Origin of the sequence: Streptomyces sp. NPDC101776, from assembly GCF_044766845.1 — a bacterium.
Taxonomy (GTDB): Bacteria; Actinomycetota; Actinomycetes; order Streptomycetales; family Streptomycetaceae; genus Streptomyces.
Genome location: NZ_JBIWMV010000005.1, coordinates 374,228 through 397,848, shown reverse-complemented (window position 1 = coordinate 397,848; position 23,621 = coordinate 374,228). Strand labels below are relative to the sequence as shown.

Sequence of the window (23,621 nt, the reverse complement as noted above, 5' to 3'; positions counted from 1 at the left end):
GGTAATTGGCCAGCGATTTCGAGAATCGAATTGTCGAATCGCCTGGCCGCTTTCGACCGCCTCGCCCCGTGGGCTCGTCCCTTCATCAACGACCTGACGTGTGCCCCGTCTCCCGGTGATCGTTCCGTGGTGACGGCGCCCCGCGCATCCCGTACGTCGGCCCCGCGTTCACTCCCTCGCGATGCCTGCCCGACGGCGGGCACACCCTGTTCCGGACGGTCGGCAGTCCGGTGATCCCGGCTTGTCGCGCCCGATGTCACCCAGCCCCACACCGATGGGAAGGCCAGGTACCGCCGGTGCACAACACCCCCCACCCTGTCCCCACTCCACGCGCACCCCGCGTCCGGCCCGCCTCCTTCGCCCAGCAGCGACTGTGGTTCCTGTCCCAACTGCCGGGCGCGAACGCCGCGTACAACGAGACGATCGCCTTCTCACTGACGGGCCCGCTCGACGGCGAGGTGCTGTCCCGCGCCCTCGATGCCCTGACGGACCGTCATGAGACTCTGCGGAGTCGGCTGGTGGCCACGGAAGGCGAGGTGCGCCAGCACATAGACCCGCCGGGAGAGGGGTTCTCCCTCGCCTTCGAGAACCTCGTCGACGCCACCGGCGTCGACCCCGACGCGCAGGTGGCCGCCCGCCAACTCGGCGAGGCGCGACGGCCGTTCGACCTCGAAGCCGGCCCGCTCGGCCGCGGCCGCCTGCTCGCCGTGGGGCCTGAGCGCCACGCACTTCTGCTGACGTTCCATCACAGCATCTACGACGGCGTCTCGATGAACGTCATGATGGACGAACTCGGGCAACTCTACGAGGCGTTCACGGCAGGCACCCCGAACCCCCTCCCGCCGCTCGCGGCGCAGTACGCCGACCACGCGCGGACCCAGCGACAGGCGGTCCTCGGTGGCGGACTCGCCGCCCAGGAGGAGTACTGGCAGCGCGCGCTGCTCGACGCGCCGCCCGTCCTGGAACTGCCCACCGACCGTCCACGCCCGCCGGAACAGCGATACGCGGGCGGCCGGGCCGAGTTCAGCCTCGACGCCGATGTCACCGCCGGGCTCCGCGCCCTGGCCAGACAGCACGGTGCCACCCCCTTCGTGGCCGTCCTGGCAGGCTGGGCGATCCTCCTGTCACGCCTTTCCGGACAGCAGGACATCGTTGTCGGAAGCCCGTTCGCCAACCGGCGCGGCCCGGGAGCGGCCGGACTCATCGGCTTCCTCGTCAACTCCCTCCCGCTGCGCATCGATCTGTCGGGCTCCCTCACCGCGTCCGAGGCCCTCACCCGCACCCGCGCCGTCGTGCGCGAGGCACTCGCCCACCAGGATCTGCCCTTCGAGCGGATCGTCGAACTGGTCAACCCCCCGCGCAGCGCCTCCCGCACACCGCTGTTCCAGACCATGCTGGCCTGGCAGCCCGACCGGCGGGACCTGCTGCACCTGCCCGGAGTCGACGCCCAGCCCCTGCCCATCGCCCAGGCGCCGGCCAAGTTCGACCTCGCCCTGTCGGCGACCGAGTCCGAGGGCCGTATCACCGGCCACCTGGACTACGCGACGGCCCTCCTCGACCCCGCCACCGGCCAGCGCTGGGCCGGCCATCTGCGGCAACTGCTCACCGACATGGTCCGCCACCCCGAACGGGACATCCGGGCCCTGGAGTTGATGGATCCTCAGGAACGCCGACAGGTGCTGCTCGACGGTGACGCCACGCGGCCCGGCACCGTCGTTCGCCCCGACCCGGGGGAAGTCGGCCTGCGCACGGCGTCCGGACTCGTCGAACTCTTCGAGGCCCAGGTCCGCGAACGCCCCACGCAGACCGCCGTCGTCGACCGGGACACCTCACTGGACTACGCAGCCCTCGACCGCCGAGCCAACCACCTCGCGCACGCCCTCATCTCCCGGTCCGTACGCCCCGGCGACGTCGTGGGTCTCCACGCGACACGGTCCTGCGACCTGGCCGTCGGCATCCTGGGCATCCTCAAGGCGGGCGCCGCCCATCTCCCGCTCGACCCCGGCCAGCCCGCCGAGCGCCTCGCGCGGATGGTCGAGGACGCGGCCTGCCCCCTCGTGCTGAGCGACCACGACAGCGCTGAACGTGCCCCCGAATGGGTCGACTTGAAGGCCGTGGAGGCCGAGGGAACATCCCGGCAGGGACCGCCCGCGGACATCGACCACGCGCCGGACCGCCTGGCCTACGTGATCTTCACCTCCGGATCCACGGGACGGCCCAAGGGCGTCGCGGTGGAGCACCGCAGCGTCCTCAACCTCTTCGCCACCTGGCACGCCCGCATGGGCACCGCCCCCGGAGAGGTCGGCTCGGCCTGGTCCAGCATCGGCTTCGACGCCTCGATCCACGAACTGCTGCTGCCCCTGACCACCGGCGGTGAACTGCACATCGTCCCCGAGGAGTTGCGCGGCGACCCCGAGGCCCTGCTGACGTGGATGCGCGAACACACGGTGACCCAGGCGTTCCTGCCGCCCGCCTACGTCAAGTGGATCGACGAGGACCCCGCCGTACGACTGCGAGGGCTGCAACTCCGCACCCTGCTCACGGGAGTTGAGTCGCTCACCGAAGCCGCGCTGCACCGCATGACCCAGCACATACCGGGTCTGCGGATCTGCTTCGGCTACGGCCCCACCGAAGCGACCCTCTACAGCACCGCCCACTACGAACCCCGCCCGCTGGAACAGCCCTGCCCCATCGGCCGCCCGCTGCCCGGCACCCGCATGTACCTGCTCGACGGCCGGATGGAACCCGTCCCGCCCGGTGTGGTGGGGGAGGTGTACCTCGGCGGAGCGTCGCTGGCGCGCGGCTATCTGGGCCGCCCCGACCTCACCAAGGAACGCTTCCTGCCCGACCCGTTCGTGCCCGGCGAACGCGTCTACCGCACCGGAGACCTCGCCCGACGTCTGCCGGACGGCGCGGCGCACTACAGCGGGCGCGCCGACGACCAGGTCAAACTCCGTGGATTCCGTATCGAACCGGCGGAGGTCGAGGCCGCGCTCATGGCTCTGCCCGGCGTCCGCGAGGCCGCCGTCCTCGTCGACCACGACGCGACGGGCCAGCCCCGCCTCCTCGCCGGCATCGGCCGGGGCACGGCACCGGCCCGCACCACCCACGACTGGCGCACCGCCCTCGCCCGCCGACTGCCCGACTACATGATCCCCGCCGTCTTCCTCGACCTCGACGCCCTGCCGCTCAGCCGCAGCGGCAAACTCGACCGGCCCCAACTGCTGCGCCTGGCCCAGGAGTCGACCTCCGACCAGGTCAACACGGCCAGCCCACGCGACCACGTCGAACACGGCCTGTACCGGATCTGGCAGCGCATCCTGCTCCACCCCGACATCGGTGTCAGCGACAACTTCTTCGAGATCGGCGGCACTTCGCTCTCGGCCATCAAGATGGCCCACGCCGTGACCGAGGCCTTCGGCCGCCGGCTGCCGGTGGGCGAGGTGATGACCCGCCCCACCATCGAGACCCTGGCCGCGCTGCTGCGCGAGGACGGCACCGCCCGCACGCCCGGCAGCCTCATCGAGTTCCGCCCCGGCACCGGTCCGCGCGTCGTCTGCGTCCACCCCGCCGGCGGTACCGCCTTCTGCTACCTCCCCTTGGCCACGCTCCTGCCCGACAACGTCGGCCTGTACGGCATCCAGTCCCCGGGAGTGAACCCCGGCGAGGACCTCCTGCCGAGCGTCGAGGCCATGGCCGAGGAGTACCTGCGCCTGCTCGCACCCGACCGCGAAACGCCCCTGGTCCTGACCGGTCTGTCCTACGGCGGCCTCGTCGCCCATGAGATGGGACGCCTCCTGGCCCGTGCCGGACACCGGGCCGTCAGTGTCGTCCTCCTCGACACCCAGGCCACCGACGACGCGTCCGCACGCGCGGAGATCGGCGCCGTGGACGCGGCCGAATTCCGCGACAAACTCGTGAGGTTCAACGGGATGTACCCCGGAATCGACGACGCCCAGATCGACCGCTACTTCCACCTCTACAACCACAACCGCCTCACCGCCCGCGAACACCTCCCGGCGGCCTCCCCGGCGCGCCTGGTCCTCGCCCAGGCCGTGCCGGACGGCGACGACACCCCCTTCCACGCCGAGGTCCGAGCCTTCTGGCGGCGCCGCGCGGAGGGCGACTACCGCGTCGAGACGATGGAGTGCGACCACTGGGAGATCCTGGAGGGCGTCGGAGCGGCCCAGGTCGGCACCCTGCTCACTGCCGAACTGGCCTACCACGGAGCTCAGGTGACCCAGTCGACCCAGCTGATACGGGAGGCGTGATGGGTCTCAGTCCCGCCCGCAGAGTCTCTCCGGTCCCCACGAGAACCGTCTCCCTCGCCGAGGCCGTGCTGGCCCAGGCCCGACGCACCCCCTCCGCCGTCGCCGTCGAGGACGGCGATCGCGTCCTCGACTACGCCGAACTGGAGCGAGCCGGCGGCCGAGTCGCAACACGCCTGTACGCGGCCGGAGTTCGCCCCGGCCACGCGGTCGCCGTACACCTGCCCCGCTCCTGGAGACTGGTCTGCGTCATGCTCGGCATCCGCCGCGCCGGAGCCACCGTCGTCCCCCTCGACCGGCTCAGCCCGCCCGACCGACAGCGGCACATCCTCGACGACTCGGGCGCCGTCGCCGTGGTCCACGACAGCGGGCACGCACCTCAACTGTCCGAACACGTTGCCGAGTTGGACGTCCATCTGCTGCTGGACGGTGACGGGACCGGCCTGCCCGCCGTATCCCCGGAAGCCCCCGGCGACACCGCCACGGGCTTCGTCTTCTACACCTCCGGCAGCACCGGGCGCCCCAAGGGCGTCGAGGTCACCGACGACGGAGTGCTGCGCCTGGCCCGGCCCGGCTACCTCGACCTACGGCCCGGCGCCCGCTTCGCCAGCCTGGCCAATCCCGCCTTCGACGCGCTCAGTTTCGAGGTGTGGGTCCCCCTCCTGACCGGCGGCGTCTGCGTCGTACTCGACGATGCCCAGGTGCACAGCGCGCCCCAGTTCGCCAGGGTGCTCAGTGACCGCCGCATCGACACACTGTTCATCACGACGGCCCTGTTCAACGCGGTCGTCGAGCAGGTGCCCGACTGCTTCGCCACCATCGGACAGGTACTCGTCGGCGGTGAGCAGCTCAACGCGCGGATCGTCCGCCGCTGGTATCAGACCAACGCCGCCTCCCGCACCGTCCTGCACAACGTGTACGGCCCGACGGAGGCGACGACCTTCGCCCTCTGCCACCCCATCCCACGCGACTTCGCCGACGACACCATCCCGATCGGCACCCCGCTCCCCGGCACCGGCTTACTCCTGCGCACCGAGGACGACCGCCCCGCCGAACCGGGCGAGGTCGCCGAACTCCTGCTGTCCGGAACGGCATTGGCCCTCGGCTACCGCAACCTCCCGGAGCAGACCGACCGCGGCTTCGTACTGCTGCCGCACCAGGACGGCGGCGGGCGTCGCTGGTACCGCACCGGAGACCTCGTACGCCAGGACACCGAAGGCCGGATCACCTACGTCGGCCGGGCCGACCGCCAGGTCAAGGTCCGCGGCTTCCGGATCGAACCGGGCGAGGTGGAGCGGCAGATCCTCGCCCGACCGGCCGTCCGCCAGGCCTACATATGCACCCGCCGAGACGAGGCCGACCGCAGCGAACTGCTCGCCTTCCTCGTCCTGGGCGACGAACTCTCCTACGACGCCTACGACCGCCACCTCACCGCCGCCCTGCCCTCCTACATGCGCCCCCATCACACATACCTCGTCGCCGAGTTGCCTCTGAACGCCAACGGCAAAGTCGACCGCGAGGCACTGCTACGCGCGTCCGGGACCCCGTGGCGCGGTGCGCGGGACGGTGACCTCCCCGTCAGCGACGAGCAACGGCGGGTGCTGGAGGTCGCGGAGGACATTCTCGCCGTCAACGGCCTGCGCCCCGGCGACCGTTGGGCCGCGAGTGGCGGCGACTCGTTGAAGGCGCTGCGCTTCCGCTTCGAGATCCTCAGCCGCTTCGCCGTCGATCTGCCGCACGACCTCGTCCTGCGGGCCGACTTCGCCGCCCTGGCCGACGCCGTGCACGCCCCGGAGAGGACCGCGGGCGAACACCCGCCTGTGCCCGGCCCTTCGGGCGAACGGTCCGCGCCGGCCACCAGCGAACAGGAACGCCTCTGGCTGCTGCACCAGCGTGAGCCCGAAAACCCGTCCTACGACGTGCCGTTGGCTTTCCGCGTCCGGGGCCGTGTGGACGCGACGGCACTGCATCGCGCGGTGCGCACGCTGGTGGAACGGCATGTGGCCCTGCGTACCCGACTGGTCCCCACCCCTGACGGGCTGCTCCAGCGGACCGGAGATCCGTACGACCCGTGGCAAGCGCTCGAAGCCCGCCCGGGGGAGGAGTGGCAGGCCACCGCCGACCGGTTCTTCGGCCATCGCTTCGACCTCGGCGACGCCCGGATGCTGCGGGCCGCCTGGGTGACGCACGACGAGGGCGGACTGCTCCTGCTGCACCTGCACCATGTCGCCGTGGACGGCTGGTCGCTCAACCTCCTCCTCCGCGACATCGCCGAGGCCTGCGCCGACATCTCCATTGCCAACAGGGCCCAGCAGTCCGCCGCCCTCACCCCTCTCGACTTCGCGCACTGGCAACGCAGTTGGCACACCAGCCCCGCCTACGAGGACCGACGTGCACGGCTGCGCTCCCACTACGGCCGTGACGGCGAACCGTCACCCGCCCTGCCGGCCCCCGCCGCCGCACGGGCCCGCCTGCTGCGCACCTCGCTAGACCTGGTCCGCCGCAGCGCGCTGGACCGGCGCGCCGCACAACTCGGCCTGACCCGCTTCCAGTTGCTGGTGTCCGCCTTCGCCACCAGCCTCTATGGCGTGACCGGGCAGGGCCGTCCGCTGGTCGCCACGCCGGTCGTGAACCGGTCCCGCCCCGAATTCGCGGACACGGTCGGCATGTTCGCCAACACCGTGCTCCTGGACCTGCCGATGGAGCCGCACAGCTCCCTGGACGCTCAACTCGCGGCCCACTCCACCGCCGTGCACACCGTGCTCCAGGACCAGGAGGTCGCCCTCGCCGACGTCCTCGCGGACCGCGCCTTCCGCGAGCGAACTCCCTTGTTCGACTACCTGTTCGTCCTGGAGAACACCGACTTCTCGGCCCTGCGCCTGGACGGTTGTGAGATACGGCCGCTGTGGCCCGAGCCGCTGGGAGCCAAGTGCGCCCTCACGCTGTCGGTGGTGGAGCACGAGGGCGGCTTCGACTGCCTGTGGGAGTACCGCGACGACCTCGGCGCCGAACGTGCCCGAGCCGCCGCCCGTCTCTTCCGCCAGACCCTCGACCATCTGACCGGCGACACCGACACCACCGTCCACGAACTGGTCGCGGACTACCGCCGTACCCTGCCCGAGCACGGCCAAGGCCCAGCGCGGGCACCGGACTTCACCACTGTCGCCGACGGCTTTGCCCGGCAGGTGGCCCGCACCCCGAACGCCCCGGCCGTCACCACAGGCGAGGTGACCCTGACCTACGCGGAACTCGACGCACAGGCAGCCGAGTTGGCCGCCGTGCTCGGCACCCGACTCCCGGCAGACCCAGCCGCCCCGGCAGCCGTGGCGCTCTACCTCCAGCCCTCCGCCGAACACGTCGTGGCGCTCCTGGCGGCGGCCCGTCTCAACCTCACCGTCGTCCCCCTCGACCCCGCCTATCCACCGCCCCTGCTGCGGCACGTGCTCGAACGGGCCGACCCGTTGTGCGTCCTCGTGGCACCCGAGGACGAGGCCGTCCTCGCCGCGATCGCCCCACCGTCGCTGCCCCGGCACCTCCTCACCCTCGCCGACACCCCCACCGCGGCGCCCCAACTGCCCGCGCGCCAGGGGCTGCGCCCGCTCTACACCCTGTTCACGTCCGGCTCCACCGGTACCCCCAAGGGAGTTCAGGTCTCCGACCGGACCCTGTGCAACCTGCTGACCTGGCAGCGCACCGACGGCGGCCTGAGCGGGCCCGCCGTCACCCAGCAGTTCTCCATGCTGTCCTTCGACGTCTCCTTCCAGGAGATCCTCACCACCCTGTGCTCGGGCGGCCTGCTGCGCCTGGTGGAACCCGCCTGGCGGCACGATGTCCCGTCTCTGTTGCGGGAGTTGGAGACCGGGGGAGCGGAGCGGATCTTCCTGCCGTACGTCGCTCTGCAACTGCTCGCCGAACACGGGGTGCGCACCGGGCAGTTCCCGTCCAGGCTGCGTGAAGTCGTCACCGCCGGGGAGCAGTTGGTGTGCACCGACGCGATCCGCCGCTGGTTCGCCGGCCTGCCGGACGCCCGGCTGTTCAACCACTACGGCCCCACCGAGACCCATGTCGTCAGCGGCCTGTGCCTCGACGGCGACCCCGCCGGCTGGCCGCTGCGCCCCGCGATCGGCCGTCCGGTGGCCAACGCCGTCCTGCGTGTCGTCGACGAGGGCGGACTGCCGGTCCCGCCCGGTGTCACCGGCGAGTTGCTGATCGCCGGGATCATGGCGGGCCGCTGCTACGTCGGCGACGACACACCGCAGCACGACCGCTTCACCGACGACCCGGACCTCGGGACCTTCTACCGCACCGGCGACCTGGCCCGGTTCGACGAGCGGGGTCTGCTGCACTACGCGGGCCGCGACGACGGCCAGGTCAAACTCGGCGGCCACCGGCTGGAGTTGGGGCAGGTGGAGGCCGCGTTGCTGCAGTATCCCGGAGTGACCCACGCGGTCGCGGCGGTGGCGGACGGGCGTCTGGTCGCCTGTCTGCGATGCCGGGGCGGCGACCCCGAGGTGGCGGACCTCGCGAATCACCTGGCCGGGCTGCTGCCGGCCTATGTGCGCGTCAGCCGTTTCCGGCGTCTGACAGAGCTGCCGCGCACACCGAGCGGCAAACTGGACCGCCGGGCGGCACTCACCTCCCCGGGCCGCGAGCTGCGTTCGACCGACGTGACCGCTCCCGCCCTCTCGTCGCTCGAAGGACGGCTGGCCACCCTCTTCGAGTCCGTTACCGGCAAGGCGGTCGGCGTCGAGCAGCGGTTCTTCGACGCCGGCGCCACCAGCCTGGACCTGATGCGCTTCCAGCTCCGCTGCGCGGGGGAGGACGAACTCGCCTTCACCGTCCCGGAGTTGTTCGAGCACGTCAGCCTCCGCGCACTGGCCCGCCTCATCGAGGCGCGGGCAAGGGAGGGCACCGACACGACCGCGGTTGTCTCCGACGCCCCCCGGCCGCCGGGGGAGCGGGCCGAGGAACCCGTCGCCGTCATCGGGATGGCCGTACGACTGCCGGGCGCCCCCGACCTGGCCGCCTTCTGGGACCTGGTGGTCTCCGGCCGCCGAGGCATCGTGCACTTCCCGACGACGGACGGCCGGGTCGGCGCCCGCAGCCAGCTCGCGGGGCTCCTCGACTTCGACCCGGGCCGCTTCACGATCAGCCCGCACGAGGCCCGGCTCATGGACCCCCAGCAACGACACCTCCTGATGAACTGCGTCGAGGCACTCGCCCACGCCGGTATCGGGGACCCCTCGGCCCAGCGGGTCGGACTGCTGGCCGCCTGCGGGGAGAACACCTACTTCCAGCGCATGCTGCGCGAGGCGGACCCCGCTCAACTGCCCGACGCCTTCCGACTGGCGCTCCATCACGAGAAGGACTTCCTGGCCACCAAGGCCGCCTACCACCTCGGTCTGACAGGACCCGCCTTCACCGTGCAGTCCGCGTGCTCCAGCTCGCTCGTCGGCGTACACGTCGCGGCCGGACTGCTGCGCCAGGGCGACGCCGATGTGATGCTCGTCGGCGGTGTCCTCGTCGACGTGGACCTGACCGACGGCTACACCTACCGGCCACAGCACATCTTCTCGCCGGACGGCCACTGCCGGCCCTTCAGCGCGGACGCCGCCGGCACCGTCGGAGCCAGCGGCAGTGGAGTGGTCGTCCTCAAGCCCCTCGCCGCCGCCCGCCGCGACGGGGACACCGTCTACGCCGTCATCACCGGCTCGGGCATCAACAACGACGGCTCGGACAAGCTCAGTTACAGCGCCCCCGCCCTGGCCGGACAGCGCGCCGCGCTTCGCACCGCCCTGCACCGCAGTGGTCGTAGCGGAGCCGATCTCGGCTATGTGGAGGCGCACGGCACCGGCACCCGGCTCGGGGACCCGGTGGAGGCGGCCGCGCTGCGCCAGGCGTACGGACTGACGGACGACTCGCGGGTGGCGTTGTCCTCCGTGAAGAGCCAGATCGGGCACCTGGGCGCCGCCGCGGGCGTCGTCGGAATGGTGCGGGCCGTGCTCGCCGTGCACCACGGGATCGTCCCGCCCACGGCGGACTTCGACCGGCTCAACCCGGAGATCGACGACGGCCCGTTCCGCATACCGGTCACGGCCGAACCCTGGCCGCAGGACGGGCCACGGGTCGCCGCCGTCAGCAGCTTCGGCATCGGCGGGACCAACGCCCACCTGCTGCTGGAGCACGCGGACACCCGACCCGCCGTACCCACCGCGTACGCGCCGATGCCGTGCCTGGTGCTGTCCGGCAGTTCAGAGGCCGCCGTACGCGCGGACGCCCGCCGTATCGCCGCCTACCTGAGGGCGCGCCCCGACACCTACCCGCAGGTGCTGCGGCACCTCCAGGCCGGACGGCCGGCGCTCGCCCACCGCGCGGCGACGGTCTGCGCGGACGCCGCCTCCGCCGTCGACTGGCTCGAAACGCTCTCCGACATCACGGCACCGCACCCGCGTACCGGCGACCCCGCTCAGGGCCGGGATCCGCACGTCCTTGCCGAGGCATGGACGGCGGGTCACACCCTCGTCTGGCCCGAGGGTCCCGCACCCGCGCCCTGGGACTTCCCGCCGCCCGCCTTCGACACGGCGGAGTACGACTTCCGGCGCGCGCCCATGCCGTCGGCCGGACCGCAGCGGCTGCCCGCCGACCAGTGGCTTCACCAGCCGCAGTGGTCGCGGCTGCGACGCGCCCGCACCGGCGCCCAGGAACGACGGCGCACCGCCGTGGTGGTCACGGACGCGAGCGGTGCGTCCTGGCGGTTCCTGGAACGGCACTACGCCCGGGTGGTGACCGTGTCCGCCGGGGAGACCTTCGCCCGTCTCGACGCGGACCGGTACGAGGCCGACCCGGCCGACACCGAGCAACTCGCCGCCGTGCTGGCGGAGTTCACCCGAGACACCGGCCCCGGCGTCGACTGGCTGCACACACTGCCGCTGGCCCTCGACGGCAGCCTCGACGAACACGCCCTGGAGGCAGCCCAGTTGGCCTGCCTCGACACCGTCGCCGCACTCGCCCGTGCCCTCGCGGACGTCCCGGCCGCCGTACGGCCCCGGGCCTGGTTGCTGTCCCACGGGGCGCAGCCGGTCACCGGCGCCGTACGCACCCCTGAGGCGGGGTTGCTCGCCGCCGCCCTCGAAGTGCCCCGGCAGGAACTGGGTGTGACTCTCCGCTGGACCGACCTGCCCGGCCCCCGCCCGGCCGACTGGGCGGCCCACCTCGCCGATCTGCTCCTCGACGACACGATCACCGAAGCGGCGACCGCCCTGCGCGACGGCTTCTGGTGGCAGCGCACCCTCCAGCCGGTCGCGGCCCTCAACTCCCCGGCGTCCGCCGTCCGTTCGGCCGCACCCGGAACCCATCTGGTGCTCGGCGGCACCGGCGGGATCGGCGCCACCCTGGCCGCACGCCTCCTGGAACACCCCGGCAACCGCGTGGTCCTCGTCGCCCGAGGCACCGGGACACCGCCCGCGCTGCGGGCACACCAGGATCGCGTCACGGTCGTCTCGGCCGACCTCGCCGACGACGACCTGAGCACGGTCGCGGACCGCCTGGCCCCGCACCTCGACGGCCTCGCCGGCATCGTCCACGCGGCGGGCACGGCAGCCGGGGGACTCCTCTTCCGTCGCGACCCCGTCACCGCCCGCCGTGCCACCGCCGCCAAGCTGCGCGGCGCCCTGCTCGTCGAACAGCTCATCGCCGAGTACGACCCCGACTACGCGGCCTACTGTTCCTCAATGGCAGGCGAGTTCGGGGGAGTTGGACAGTTCGACTACGCGGCGGCCAACGCCTGCCTCGACGCCTACGCCCATCACGCACCTCCCGCCGACGACGCCACCACCGTCCGTATGAGCATCGGCTGGGATGTCTGGCGGGACGTGGGCATGGCACAGCAAGCCCTCACCACCGACGCCCGCCACCAGGAACACCTGAAGGTGGCGCTCACTCCCGAGGACGGCGCCGCGATCTTCGAACGGGCCCTGCATCTGCAGTTGCCCCACCTGATGGTCAACACCACGGCGTTGACGGAGGCTCGCTTCTTCTACGGGCACGAGCACGAGGGCGAGCACCAAGGCCAGGGCGAACCGCTCGCCGACTCCGCGCCGGTGTCCTCCGCGCAACCCGCGTCCACCGACCCCACGGCCGAACTCACCGAGATCCTGGTCGACTTGCTCGGCGTGGAAACCGTCGACCCGGAGGCCGCGCTGTACGACCTCGGCGCCGACTCGCTCACCCTGCTGGAACTCCTCGACGAGGTGAAACGCCGCTACGGCACCGACATCGACCTGTCCCGGCTCAGCCACCGGGTCAGCCTCGCCGAGGTGCTCGGTCATCTCGACACCGGCACCCGCGCGTCCGCCGTCGCCGTGGACGTCGAGGTGTGGCAGCGCGGAACCGGCACGGACGTCCTGTGCCTGGTCCATCCGGTCGGCGGCGACATCCAGGCCTACCGGCCTCTTGTCGCGGCCCTGCCCGACCAGTTGACGGTCTGCCTGATCGCCGACCCGAAACTGCGCGACCCGGCGCGGCCCGCGCGGTCGATCACCGAGCGCGCCGCGCACTACCTGGCAGCCGTGCGGGCCGCGTTCCCGGACCCCAACGTCCGTCTGAGTCTGGCGGGTTGGTCGTTCGGTGCCTGGACCGCCCTGTCCATGGCGGCACTTGCCGAGGCCGACGGCGGATTTGTCGAGGCCGTCCACCTCCTCGATCCGCCACCGCCCGGCGCCGGCCAACGGCTCGCCGCCTACGACGAACGACAGCTGGACGCCGTGTTCGCACGGGAGTTGAGCGGCAACGGACACCACAGTGGTGGCGGACGGCTGTCCGAGTCAGGCCGCGCGTACGCCGAACGACTCGCGCACTGCTGCCGTGCGAATCTCGCGGCCATGGCCGACCACCGACTGCCTCGACTGCACCGGACGCCCGCCGAGGTATGGCTCGCCGAACGTCCCGTAGAAGAAGGGGTGTTGGCGCCGGAGCCGACCGCGCCCGGCGCGTGGGACGCCCATCTGGCCCGCCCGTTCCGCCTCCACCACGTCGACGCCACCCACTACGAACTCGTCGCGGAACCCCACGTACAGGCGATTGCCGCCTTACTCACGGCGGCCCTGCCGGAGGGTGCTTTGCTCCGCCCCGCCGGACGATCCTGAGGAGGTCACCGTGCAGCATCCCTTCACCCGCCTGCCCGAGTGGTTCTTGTGGCGGACCGCGGTCGCCGAACCGGACGCGCTCGACATCACCGACCTGTGGACGCCGAAGTTCACGATCGGCCAGGACGCCCCCGTCATGGCCGACCCGGGTGCCTTCTTCGCCGCGCAGCACGTTCTCGCCACCGAACTCACAGCGCGCGGCGTAGAGTTGGTTGACTTCAGGGACCGCGTCATCGACGCCTCCGGCCTGCAACGCCCCGCCTTCTGCCAGGTGGACGACACGATCCACGGCAATCTGCCTTCGGGCGTCTCGTCGTATCCGAACTCCTCGACCGAGGCTTGTAGTTGCAGGCCCTTCGCCCCCTTCCTCACCCCACCGATGCCACGGAGGTCCCTCATGGAGGACTACGCACTCAAGGCCGTCGAGCGGCTCACCACCCGCCCCGCCGAGCCCTACGACACCCTGTCCGTCGCCCCGATCACCCCGCTGCTGGGGGGCGAGGTCACCGGCTTGGACCTGTCCCGGGAGCTGACACCCCAGCAGGAGAAGGAACTCAAGCACGCGTTCCACACGCACCACGTCCTCGTCTTCCGCGACCAGGACATCACCCCCGAGGAACACAAGCGGTTCGCGGGCGTCTTCGGCGAACTGCACCCCGTGGCCCTCGCGCCCGAGGGATCCGACCCGTACATCCTGGAGATCAAGGCGACCAAGGAGTCCAAGGCCGTGGCCGGCAACGGCTGGCACGCCGACGGCACCGCCGACGCCGAACCCTCCCTCGGCTCGCTGCTGTACATCACCACCATCCCCGAGGGCGGCAGCGGCGGCGACACCGTCTTCGCCAACATGCATCTCGCCTACGAAGTGCTCTCGCCGGCGATGCGGAGCTTCCTCGAGAGCCTCACCGCCGTTCATGACGGAGCCCTGCCCTGGACCGCCGCCGGACAGACCCCGCCGCCCGAGTACGAGGTGCCGCGCACCGAACAGCCGGTCGTCGCCCGCCACCCGGAGACCGACCGCAAGCTGCTGTTCGTCAACGCCCCCTACACCTCGCACATCACCCAACTCTCCCGCACCGAGAGCGACGCGCTGCTGGAGATGCTGTACGCGCACATCGCCCGCACCCCGTTGCTGCACTGCCGGGTCCGCTGGCAGGAGCGCACCCTCGTCCTCTGGGACAACCGCAGCGTCCAACACCACGCTGTCTGGGACTACTTCCCGCACACCCGCGAGGGGCGCCGGGTGGCCGTCAACGGCTCCCGGCTGGAGGCCTGAGCGGGGTCCCGGTTCACCGACGCGAGCGAAGGCGCTCAACTCCGTGCTGTCGTGCGTGTGTTGGCAGACCGGGGTGACTCGCTCCCCACCACGCTACTGGCCGAGGGGTTGCCGGCGGCGCTGGAGTCAGGCGGTGCGGGCGTTCGCGCTGCGGACCTGGTGGGGGAGGGTGAAGGCGTCGGCCAGCCAGCCCAGGCCGCAGATACCGAGGGTGCACAGGTGCAGCAGCCCGAGGCGGGTCCTGCCGAGATAGAAGTGGTGAACTCCGAAAAGACCGAGGAAGAACCACCAGACGTACGCCACGGCGACCGACCTCGGAGCACGCGGCGCGCCGACCTGTCGTAGCGGCGGCGGCACCGACGGGCGAGTCCAACTCCCCTGCCGTGCGCCCTCGATGGACACGTGGGGCAGGACGCGGTCCAGCCAGGCGGGCAGCCACCAGTTCGCCCGGCCCAGCAGGTGCATCAGCGACGGGACCAGCACGGTGCGCAGGACGATGGCGTCGATCGCGACGGCCGCGGCCAGTCCCACGCCGTACTCGGCGATGACCCGCTCACCGCCGAGGACGAAGGCGGTGAACACGCAGATCATGATCAGGGCGGCGGCGTTGATCAGCCGGCCGGTCTCGGCCTGGCCGACGCGGACGGCGCGGTGGTTGTCGCGGGTGCGCTCCCACTCCTCGTGCATCCGGCTGACCAGGAAGACCTGGTAGTCCATGGACAGGCCGAACAGGATCGCCAGCATGATCACCGGAAGCTCGGCCTCCACCGGCCCCGCCTTGCCCAGGCCGAGGAGTTCGGAGCCCCAGCCCCACTGGAACACGGCGACCACGACCCCGAAGGACGCGGCCGACGCGAGCAGGTTCATCACGGCGGCGGTCAGCGGCATCAGGATGCTGCGGAAGGCGACCATCAGCAGCAGACAGCCGAGTCCGACGATCACGGCGAGGAACATCGGCAGTTTGCCCGCCAGCAGATCGGCCAGGTCTCCGGCGGCGGCGGTCGAGCCGCCGACGTGGACCGTCAGACCGCTTCCCCGCTCGGCGGCGGGGACAACGTCGTTGCGAAGGTGGGTGATCAGGGTGCTGGTCGACTCGTCCTGCGGTGCGCCGGTCGGTACGACGTCGATGACGGACAGGCGTGTCCCGGCGGTGACCGGCTCCGCCTTGGCCGAAGCCACCCCGGGGGTGGCGCGCACTGCGGAGAGCAGCTTGTCGAGGGCCGACTGGTCGCCGGGCGCGGCCAGTTGGGCGACCAGCACCAGCGGGCCGTTCGAGCCGGGGCCGAAGCCCTGGGCGAGCAGGTCGTAGGCGGCTCGGGTGGTGGTGCCCTTGGGATCGTTCCCGGCGTCCGAGGTTCCCAGACGCAGGGACAGCGTGGGGAGGGAGAGCACGGTGACGACGAGGAGCGCGATCAGGGCGAACAGGGCCTTGTGGCGCTCCACTTGCTCGGCCCAGCGGCCTCGGGGACGTGTCGTACCGTGCTGTTGAAGCTCGCCCGTCTCCGGGGTGCGGGTGGTCAGGGCTCGTCGCTGACGCCTGGTCAGCAGTTGTCTGCCGAAGAGGCCGAGGAGGGCAGGCAGCAGGGTCATCGCCGCGATCACCGTGGCCAGTACGGCTGTTGCGGCGCTAATGCCCATCGCACTGAGCGGGCTGATCCGCAGGACGAGCAGGCCGAGCAGGGCGGTGACGACGGTGAGTCCGGCGAAGACCACCGCCCGCCCGGAGGTGTCGAGTGCGCGGATCACGGCCTGCTCCGGTGTCAGTCCGTTCCGCAGGCCGGTGCGGTGCCGGGTGACGATGAACAGGGCGTAGTCGATGCCGACTCCGAGCCCGATGAGGGCAGCGACCGTCGGGGCATCGCTGCCCAGGGTCATCACATGCGAGGTCAGCCCGACGGTGAGCAGCCCGGCACCGAGCGCCGCGACCGCGACCAGCAGGGGCAGGAGCATGCCGAGCAGTGAGCCGAAGGCGGCGAAGAGGATGATGCCGGCGGCGATCAGCCCGATCGCCTCGGTGCCGCGCGTCCTGCCCTCGGCGGCGGAGCTGATGGCCTGTCCGCCGAGTTCCACCTGGAGATCCGTGTCACGAGCGGCCCGGGCGGTGTCGATGACCCGGGTGACATCGGCGGCCGGTATCCGTTCGGCCTGCGCGTCGAACGTCACCGTGGCGTAGTCGGTCCGGCCGTCCTCGCTGATCCGGGCCGCGCCTTCGGCGCCGTACATGCTGCTGACCGAGGCGACGGAGGGGAGCGTGGCGACCCGGTCGAGCATGGAGGTCACCTTGTGTCGTACGGCGGTGTCCCGGATCGAACCGTCATGGCGCAGGTGCACCACGATCTGGTCGGTGTCCCCGGCTTGTCGGGGCTCGGACGCCTCGAGCCGCGCCTGTGCCTTCGAGGACTCCAGGCCCGGCAGGCTGAAGGCGTCGGAGTAACTGGTGCCGAGCGTCGCGTACGGCACGGCGAGCGCGACCAGCAGGGTGGCCCAGATTCCGATGACGAGGAGGCGGTGCCGGAAACACCATGTGGCCAGTGCGGACATGGCTGAACAACGTCCTTTGCGGTAGGGGGAGTTGGCTAGTGCGGGAAGTGGGCTGGGACGGCTTCCGCGCTCATGAGCCGGTCGGCGTGGCGGGCAGCGGCTTGTCGAGCATGGTGCAGACCGCGGTGTTGAGCAGGGCCTCGGTGGCGGCGGCGGGCTTGGGTGCCGCGATGCCGAAGATGGTCGGGACGAAGACCGAGACGGTGCGTCGGCCGGTGCTGTCGGTGTAGTCCCAGCTGGAGTAGCCGGGGGCCTGGCCGTCGTGGCCCCAGACCGGGCCACAGGGGGTGGCCCTCTTCTCCAGACCGAGGCCGTAGCGGTTCGGGTTGCCGCTCTCCTCCGCGACGGTGGTCTTCATCTCCTTGAGCTGGGCGGCCGGCAGGAGCTTGCCGGACATGAGCGCGGTGTCGAACCGGGCCCAGTCCTCTGCGGAGGAGACCATGCTCCCGGCGGCCCACTCCGTGTTCTCGTTGACCCCGGTGACGTCCAGGTAGCCGGCGGGCCGGGCGGGGCCGACGAACACGGTCCCGGCGGGGATGCCGGGCCAGAGCACCGGGGCCAGATGGTTCGGGTCGGGTTCGTAGCCGTGGGTGAGACGGGGGCTGTCGGTCCGATCCGAGCCGTTGACCAAGTAGGTGTTCCTGAGGTGCAGCGGGCCGGCGATCCGCTCCTGGAGCAAGTCGCTCAGGCGATGTCCGGTGGCCTTCTCGGCGACCAGGCCGAGCGCGATGTAACCGGTGTTGCTGTATGAGTACTTCGTACCGGGCGGGAACAGCGGGTCGTGCCCTACGCCCACGGCGAGCAGCTCCTCGGGGGTCCACTGCCGGTTGTCCTGACCGGTGAACGTCTTCAGGACGTCGGCGTCGTCAGGGATGATGTTGTACAGACCGCTGGTGTGGTCGAGCAGCATCCGCACGGTGATCGCGGACCCGTCGGGGACGAGGCCGGGCAGCCATTTCTCGACCGGGTCGGTCAGCTTGAGCCGGTGCTCGGCGACCAGTTGGAGAACGACGGTGGCGATCATCGTCTTGGTGTTGGAGCCCATCCGGAACTCGTCGCTCACGGTCAGGGTGTGGTCGGTCCTCGCCCAGGACGTCTGCCGGGCGATCACGGTCGGCTGTCCGCGGCCGTTGTCGACCCGCACGAGCACGCCGGGGGCACCGGCGTCCACGACCTGCTGGGCGAGCGTCGTCAGTCGGGCCTCCTGAGGTGCCGTCACGCCAGGCCGTCCGGCCGGGGTACGGGCGGTGTCCTGCGCCGCGTCGGCGGCCGTGCAGGCCGTGAGCGTGCCTGTCAGCGCCGCGGCCAGGGCCAGCGTCGGACAGACCTGCCGAGTGGAGCGCGGGTAGGGGATGTTCCGGGGCATGAGGTGTTCTCCTCGATACGGGGCACGGGTTGCCGGGACGGCCGAGGAGCGGATCCCTGGGGGCTGCCGCACCATCGCCTTCCGACGGCTCCAGGCTTCCGGCGACGCGGACGAAGAACACTGATGCTGGGCCCCGGCGATGGTGGAGGTATCCCCAGTGCGCGGACCGGAGTCGGCGGGTCATCATCAACTTCCGGCGCGTGATGAACTGCCCTCCCGTCACGGCGACTTCCCGTCGGTCGGCCGTTCGACGCGGTACCGAAGCACGACGATGGAGCGTGATGACCTATACCGGCGAGCATCAAGTCCCGCTCAGCGCAGGGCGGGTGGGGGAACGTCCCACGCCCGGCGCCGGCTGGCGGGCCGCTCTCGTCCTGCGGGTGAGCCTGCTGGGCTGGTCGTTCGTGCTGCTGCTCGGCTCGGTCCTGGGTTTCACCCTGCTCACCCTGTGGACCACCTCGCTGACGGTCGTCGTGTTCTGGGTCGGTGTCCCGCTGACCCTGCTCTCGACCGTCCTGGTGCGCTGGTTCGCCGACCTACACCGCCAATGGGCCGCCGACCGACTCGGCGAACCGGTGGCCCGGCCCTACTCGCCGACACCCGACGCCAGTTGGCCGGTACAGCTGTGGGCCATCGTGCGCGACCCGGCGACCTGGCGGGACTGGGCCTGGCTCGCGGTCAACTCGATCACCGGGTGGTTCGCCTTCGGGCTGTCGTTCCTGTTCTTCGTCTGCGGTGTCGTCTACCTGAGTTATCCACTGCTGATCGCGCTGACCCCGCCTACGGTGTTTCGCACACCGCTGGGCAACGGCTTCCGGCTGCACAGCGTCCAGGAGTCGTTCGCCGTGGTGCCGATCGGCCCGGTGCTCCTCCTGCTCTGGTACACCACCGCCGTACGGCTGGCGAACCTCAACGCGCTGGTGATCCGCACCCTGCTTGCGCCCACCGCGCAGGCACAACTACGGGCCCGTGTCGCGCAGTTGGCCGCCTCGCGGGCCGAGACCGTCGACACCCAGGCGGGCGAACTGCGCCGGATCGAACGGGACCTGCACGACGGGGCACAGGCCCGGCTGGTGTCGCTGGGCATGAGCCTGGGCCTGGCCGAACAACTCCTGCCCCAAGATCCGCAGGCCGTCGCGGAGTTGCTGGCCGAGGCCCGCGCGTCGACCGCCGGTGCCCTGGCCGAACTACGGGACCTGGTACGCGGCATCCATCCGCCGGTGCTCGCGGACCGCGGCCTCGACGGCGCCCTGAAAGCCCTGGCGCTGGCCAACCCGATACCGACGACCGTCGTCACCCGCCTGCCCGGACGGCTGCCCGCGCCGGTCGAGTCGGCGGCCTACTTCGCCGTGGCCGAGGCGCTGACGAACGCCATCAAGCACGCCCGGGCCCAACACATCGAGATCGGCGTGGAGTTCACGTCCCGCCCCGGTACGACGGCGGGGCTGCTGACCATGCGGGTGTACGACGACGGCCGCGGCGGCGCCGCCCTCGACGCCGGTACCGGTCTGCGGGGCGTCGCGCGTCGTCTGTCGGCCTTCGACGGCACCCTGACCGCCGACAGTCCGCTCGGCGGACCCACCGAGATAAGGATGTCGCTGCCGTGCGCATCGTCATAGCCGAAGACCTCGCCCTGCTCCGCGACGGCCTGATCAGGATCTTCCGGGCCAACGGCTTCGAGGTCGTCGACGCGGTCGACAACGGACCTTCCCTGATACGGGCGTTGACGACCCGCCGGCCCGACGTCGCGGTCGTCGACGTACGGCTGCCCCCGACCTTCACGGACGAGGGGCTGCGGGCGGCGATCGACGCACGCAAGCTGATCCCCGCCCTGCCCGTCGTGGTGCTCTCGCAGTACGTCGAGCAGCTCTACGCAAGGGAGTTGATGTCGGACCGCGCCGGAGCGGTGGGCTATCTGCTGAAGGACCGGGTCATGGCGGTCGACCAGTTCGTCGCCAACGTCCGTCAGGTCGCCGCCGGCAGCACGGTCATGGACCCCGACGTGGTCGCCGCCCTCCTCACCCACCGCTCGACGGACCCCCGCCTGCTGGAACTGACCCCGCGCGAGCACGAGGTCCTCTCCCTGATGGCTCAGGGCCGCACCAACGCCGCCATCGCCGCCCGGATGTACGTCAGCGAGAAGACCGTCAGCAAGCACAGCTACAACATCTTCACCAAGCTCGGCCTCGAACCGTCCGAGGACGACCATCGCCGCATTCTGGCAGTGCTCGCGTACTTGGAAGGCTGAACTGCCGCGCAGTGCCTGCCTACTTGGAAGGCCACGCCGTTGGGTGGTCGACGCAACTCGCCCGACTGCGGACGGAGTTACCGGAATATGCGGATTCCGCCGCTGGAGCCGTCGCTTCGGCGCTACGCTGAGTAGTCGCGTCGGTGGGGGAGGGGGCGGCTCATTTGTCCGGTGCCGCGGGTGTGCCGTCGTCGGGCGCGGGGCCTGCTGTGGCGGCCTCCGCCGGCTCGCCCCGGCCAGGGTGGTGGGCCGCACCCTTACGGCGGCGGTTGTCGGTTCGGGGCGAGGCCGTCGCCCTGGCCCTTTCCGGCGCGGTGTTCGGGACGTACGTACTGATCGTGACCGCACCGGGCCGGTACACCACCACGACCACGATCCTGTTCTCGGGAGCCGTCGGCGGCCTGTATCTGGGCGCTGGGCTGCTGGCGCGTTTGCGTCGGCCCGCCAATCGCGTCGGGCTGATGATGCTGTTGGTCGGGATCGGCTGGTTCGCGGAGGATCTGCAGATCAGCCTGGATCCGGTCGTGCACACCGTGGGGCTGCTTGTTCGTTCGGCGTCGAGCGGTTTCCTCATTCCGCTGTTGCTGATGTTCCCGGACGGCCTGTTGAGGTCGCGGACCGATCGGGTGCTGGCCGGTGCCGGATATCTGACGGCCTTCGGGCTGATGCCGGTGAGCGTGCTGTTCTCCACCTCGGTCGTGGAGAACCTGCTGCTGGTGCACCCCGTGGAGTGGCTGCGCCAGGTGACCGACGTGGTCCAGTTCGTCATGAGCGGAGCGGTGGTCGCCGTACTGCTGGTGCGCTGGACGACCGCCACACGTCCGGCCCGGCGTGTGCTCGCCCCGCTCTTCGCCGTCGGTCTGGTGGGCGGTCTCGCCTCCGCGCTGGACGGGATGCTCGGGACCGGGCCCTCATGGACGCACACCCCCCTCATCAACATCGCGCATGTGGCCGTACTGCTGCTGCCGTTGGCGTTCCTGGCCGGGGTGTGGCATGTTCGGATGGGCCGGACCGCCGTGGCGGATCTGCTCCGTCGGATGCCGCTCGCGTCGAAGGAGCAACTGCGGGACGCGCTCGCGAGAGCCCTCGGCGACAGCTCCGTACAGGTCGGATTCCCCGCCCCGGACGCGCCCGGATACGTCGACACCCAGGGCCGTACGCTCAGCGCCGCGCCCGGACAGCAGGTCAGCCCGCTTGAACGGAACGGCCGACGGGTCGGTGTCCTGCTCCACGACCCGGCGCTGCGCGAGGACCGGTACGTGTTGGAGGCGGTGGTGTCCGCGGTGGCCCTGGAACTGGACAATCAGCGGCTCGCCGCCGAGGTGCGGGCGCAGTTGGCCGAGGTCCGGGCCTCCCGTGCCCGCATCGTCGAGGCGGGCGACGAGCAGCGGCGGCGCATCGAGCACGACCTGCACGACGGAGCGCAGTCGAGGTTCGTCACCGCGCTGGTGACGCTGCGGCTGGCCCGACAGCGGTTGGCGAACCAGCGGGCGCCCGAGCCGGGGCTCGCAGAGCCAGCCGAGCTGGCCGAACTACTGGACCGTATCGCCGAGTTGATGGGCGAGGGCATGGACCAACTGCGCGACCTCGCGCACGGAATCCACCCGGCGGTCCTCAGCGAGACGGGACTGGTACCGGCCCTGGAGATGATCGCCGCCCGGTCCCCCTGTCCGGTCCGGATCAGCGCGACGGCGGTGCCCGAACTGCCGCGGCCCCTCGCGGCCACCGCGTACTTCGTGGCTGCGGAGGCGGTCACCAACGCTCTGAAGCACGCCCACGCGACGAGCATCGGCATCGAGGTCCGGCACGAGGACGGCGTGCTGCGCCTCACGGTCACCGACGACGGTGTCGGCGGCGCCGACCCGGACGCAGGCACCGGGCTGCTCGGTCTTCGCGACCGGGTCGCGGTGTTCGACGGCGAGATGACGGTCACCAGCGCGCCGGGTCAAGGGACGGTCGTGGCGGCCGAGTTGGTGACCGGACGTTTCGGGTGGACAGGTTCCGAGGACGCGCGAATCGGGCAGGCGGCTCCGGCCGAGGGGGAGGACGGACGAGGATGACGGCTTCGGGAACGCCGCCGGAGTGGACAGCCAAGGCAGACGCACCGAGGACACGCCCTTTGCGTATCGTGCTCGCCGACGACGAGCGGCTGTTCCGGTCCGCGCTCGCCGCGCTGCTGGAGAGCAGAGGACACCGGATCACCGCCCAGGTCGGCGACGCAGACGCGCTGCGCGCCGCGGTCGCCCGCACCGATCCCGACCTCGCGGTGATCGACATCAGGATGCCGCCCACGAAACGGCTGGAGGGCCTACGGGCCGCGGTGGACATCCGGCAGTCCCACCCCGGTGTGGGGATTCTCCTGCTCTCCCAGAGCGTCCAGGTCACCCATCTCAGCGAACTGACGGGTTCCGGAGTCAGAGGCGTCGGCTATCTCCTCAAGGAGCGGGTGGCCGACGAACACTTCCTGGACACGGTGCGCCGCATCGCCCTGGGGGAGTGCGAGTTCGACCAGGAGGTTCTACGGCTCCTCTTCAACGGCCGTCACCAGCACGACGGTCTGGCCCGGCTCAGCACGCGTGAACTGGAGGTGCTGAAACTCATGGCCCAAGGCCTGACCAACCCGGCCATCGCGAGCCAACTCGTCGTCACCGTCAAGACAGTTGAGACCCACGTGGGCAGCGTCTTCAGGCGGCTCGAACTCCCCGACGAGAGCGAAGGCGAGTACCACCGGCGTGTCCTCGCCGTCCTCACATATCTGCAGTCCGACCGCTCTGAATGA

Annotated in this window: 9 protein-coding genes; 7 read left to right on the top strand and 2 right to left on the bottom strand. The window is 71.2% G+C overall.

Going from position 1 to position 23,621, the window contains the following annotated elements:
• Positions 1-296: 296 nt before the first annotated feature.
• The 3 genes from ACIRRY_RS20145 to ACIRRY_RS20135 all read left to right on the top strand — a co-directional run bounded on the left by ACIRRY_RS20145 (position 297) and on the right by ACIRRY_RS20135 (position 14,687).
• Complete coding sequence (locus ACIRRY_RS20145) at positions 297-4,271, top strand: amino acid adenylation domain-containing protein (protein WP_403974364.1); 3,975 nt, start codon at positions 297-299, stop codon at positions 4,269-4,271.
• A complete protein-coding gene (locus ACIRRY_RS20140) occupies positions 4,271-13,411 on the top strand; it encodes an amino acid adenylation domain-containing protein (protein ID WP_403974362.1) in 9,141 nt (3,046 codons plus the stop codon). The genes ACIRRY_RS20145 and ACIRRY_RS20140 overlap by 1 nt, the downstream gene beginning before the upstream one ends.
• A 397-nt stretch (positions 13,412-13,808) precedes the next feature.
• Entirely contained in the window at positions 13,809-14,687 is an 879-nt protein-coding gene (locus ACIRRY_RS20135; protein ID WP_403974602.1) for a TauD/TfdA dioxygenase family protein, read from the top strand.
• Positions 14,688-14,813: 126 nt separating this feature from the next.
• On the opposite strand, the gene ACIRRY_RS20130 is transcribed toward ACIRRY_RS20135, so the two are convergent.
• Both ACIRRY_RS20130 and ACIRRY_RS20125 read right to left on the bottom strand, forming a co-directional pair.
• Complete coding sequence (locus ACIRRY_RS20130) at positions 14,814-17,228, bottom strand: MMPL family transporter (RefSeq protein WP_403974360.1); 2,415 nt, start codon at positions 17,226-17,228, stop codon at positions 14,814-14,816.
• 70 nt (positions 17,229-17,298) lie between these two features.
• Entirely contained in the window at positions 17,299-18,594 is a 1,296-nt protein-coding gene (locus tag ACIRRY_RS20125) for a serine hydrolase domain-containing protein (RefSeq protein WP_403974358.1), read from the bottom strand.
• A 281-nt stretch (positions 18,595-18,875) separates the two neighbouring features.
• On the opposite strand from ACIRRY_RS20125, the gene ACIRRY_RS20120 reads away from it, so the two are divergent.
• The 4 genes from ACIRRY_RS20120 to ACIRRY_RS20105 all read left to right on the top strand — a co-directional run bounded on the left by ACIRRY_RS20120 (position 18,876) and on the right by ACIRRY_RS20105 (position 23,621).
• Positions 18,876-20,213, top strand: coding sequence for a sensor histidine kinase (locus tag ACIRRY_RS20120; RefSeq protein WP_403974356.1), 1,338 nt, complete (start codon positions 18,876-18,878; stop codon positions 20,211-20,213).
• Positions 20,198-20,842 (top strand): LuxR C-terminal-related transcriptional regulator, encoded by a 645-nt coding sequence (locus tag ACIRRY_RS20115; RefSeq protein ID WP_403974354.1) that lies wholly within the window; start codon positions 20,198-20,200, stop codon positions 20,840-20,842. Before ACIRRY_RS20120 ends, ACIRRY_RS20115 begins: the two co-directional genes overlap by 16 nt.
• A gap of 269 nt (positions 20,843-21,111) precedes the next feature.
• Positions 21,112-22,902: a sensor histidine kinase gene (locus ACIRRY_RS20110; protein ID WP_403974352.1), complete on the top strand. Its 1,791-nt coding sequence runs from the start codon at positions 21,112-21,114 to the stop codon at positions 22,900-22,902.
• A 68-nt stretch (positions 22,903-22,970) separates the two neighbouring features.
• On the top strand, positions 22,971-23,621 hold the full coding sequence (locus ACIRRY_RS20105; protein ID WP_403974600.1) for a LuxR C-terminal-related transcriptional regulator: 651 nt from the start codon (positions 22,971-22,973) through the stop codon (positions 23,619-23,621).